Origin of the sequence: Solemya elarraichensis gill symbiont (assembly GCF_002021095.1) — a bacterium.
Lineage (GTDB): Bacteria > Pseudomonadota > Gammaproteobacteria > Chromatiales > Chromatiaceae.
In genome coordinates this window covers 1-1,992 of sequence record NZ_MPRK01000288.1, presented here as the reverse complement: position 1 = coordinate 1,992, position 1,992 = coordinate 1, and the positions used below count along the sequence as shown (strand labels likewise).

Annotated in this window: 4 protein-coding genes; all 4 read right to left on the bottom strand. The window is 52.3% G+C overall.

Annotated elements, in window-relative coordinates; all coding sequences use genetic code 11:
• Positions 1 to 368 (bottom strand): hypothetical protein (locus BOW51_RS10250; RefSeq protein WP_135568251.1); only part of this gene is annotated, 368 nt, incomplete at its 3' end.
• Positions 365 to 664, bottom strand: coding sequence for a V-type ATP synthase subunit F (locus BOW51_RS10245; protein ID WP_078477624.1), 300 nt, complete (start codon positions 662 to 664; stop codon positions 365 to 367). The genes BOW51_RS10250 and BOW51_RS10245, both read right to left, overlap by 4 nt.
• Positions 665 to 1,024, bottom strand: a complete 360-nt coding sequence (locus tag BOW51_RS11745; protein ID WP_245828670.1) for an ATP synthase subunit C — start codon at positions 1,022 to 1,024, stop codon at positions 665 to 667.
• Positions 1,021 to 1,992 (bottom strand): V-type ATP synthase subunit I (locus tag BOW51_RS11310; protein ID WP_078477623.1); only part of this gene is annotated, 972 nt, incomplete at its 5' end. The genes BOW51_RS11745 and BOW51_RS11310, both read right to left, overlap by 4 nt.

Below are 1,992 nucleotides of genomic sequence, written 5' to 3'. Positions count from 1 at the left end.
GCCAACTGCCAGAAAGTGTCGACCCAGCCAGACCGCTGCTCATCACTCTTCCAGCGCGTAGTCAGTTCACCTTTCAAACCATCGATGATCTCTTTGACCAGCGATACCTGTTGGCGCTGCTGCTCTTCCCGCGCATGCCTCTCCTGGGCTGCCTCGAGAGCTGCAAGACGCTGCCTGCTGGCAGTACGGTCAGACTCGAAGTGGCTGTGCAAACGCAGACGCGCATCATGGTGTGCGCTGTTGAGAACCTCCTCTACCTGCCTGTCACACTCTGTCGATATCTCGTCACAGCGTTTCTCAGCCCATGAACTCGTCAGATCCAGCAGCTTTTCAGCTTGCTGCGTGACCCTGGATTCTTCCTGCTTCATTCAAGTATCCCCAGTGTACGGCGAACCTGAACTGCAAGATCCATCACCGGAACACTGTTATTAATATCTGCAATGACCACAATCATTGGAGAAACTTTCATCATGTACTCCTGTTGCAGTTGCATATCGAGTGCCTCCATGAATTCTGCCGTGACGAGTATCAACGATGCCTTTTCACACGCTTGTGCCAACACCTCGTGCAATTTCTCTTTCTCAGGCGTCATCACGGTCACACCAGCCAGCCTGAAACCGGCCGCTGTCACCTCATCACCGATAAACAGAACTTCAGACAGCATTTACAGCAACCTGTTAAGGATCAGTATCGAGATGATGAGACCATAGATAGCAATACCTTCCGCGAGGCCGATGATGATCAGCGAACGGCCCAACAGTTCAGGCTTCTCGGCAAGTGCACCGATTGCAGCACTACCAACTGATGCCACCGCAATACCGGCACCAAGTGCTGACAGACCTGTAGAGAGGGCTGCGGCGAGAAAACCCCACTGCATTACCTCGGGCGGCAAAGCATCTACTACTACTGCGGCTACTGACTCTTCAGCCTGCACATTGCCAAACAACAGAAGCAGGGTTGCTGCGACCGCAACGACTGCGCTGAACCCGGACAGAATCAGCAGGGTGTTGTTATGTCTGTTCACTCTTTTCTCCTCTTCAAAAATGCGTGTTCGGGAGCCTTGAGAGGACGAAGCGTACGTCCCTCGGCTTGCAAAAAACGGATAAAAAACTCAAAAAGCACAAGACGGGTTGTCTGAATCGAGACCACCAGTCCTTCCAGAAGAATGACAATTGCATTACCCAGAAAAAGTATAAAAACCGAAACAAATATATTCGTGATGCTTTCCGCCATGATGGTGAATGCCAGGGAAAGCCCTGCATGTGCCAACGCAAAAGCGCCCACCCTGATAAATGAGACAGTGTTGACAGACAACTGGAACAGCATTTCAACCAGGCCACCGAGAGAGAGCATCAGGTTCCTGAGACGATTCTCCTCTTGCACAAGCAGATGACCGAGCATGTACCAGCACAAGGCAAGTACAAATACCAATAGCGCAGAACTGTTAAAGAATAGCGCGATAATGGAGAGGTACATCAACACTACCGGGGCATCACACAGAAACCAGCTTCTGAAACGGCCTGCCCACCATGCCTCAACAGCGTTCATCAACATACCCAGCAACAACAGCACGGCACCGCCGGCCAGGGGCACCATGAGAACCGGCAGTGGCTCCTTGACAGGATTGACCCACAGCGGAGTAAGCAGGTGTTCATTACCAAACACGCTGCCAAATACGAAACCGAAAAAGGTTGCCGATATACCGCAGGCAAAAAGCACACCAAGTGCTGGCCAGCGTTTATGGAAATACCAGCCTGCAGCAGCCAGTAACAGGCCATGTCCGACATCGCCAAACATGTAACCGAATATCAGTGGCACGATCAGGGCCAGCAGTTTGGCCGGATCTGCCTCGTTAGCACCTGGCGTACCCAGTAATGACGCAAACACTTCAAAAGGTTTCGCCCAGGCAGGATTATCCATCACTAGCGGACGCTCCCTCTCCACCGGAGGTGGCGGATAGCTGACGAGCCCTTTAATACCGGCCTCCTGCAT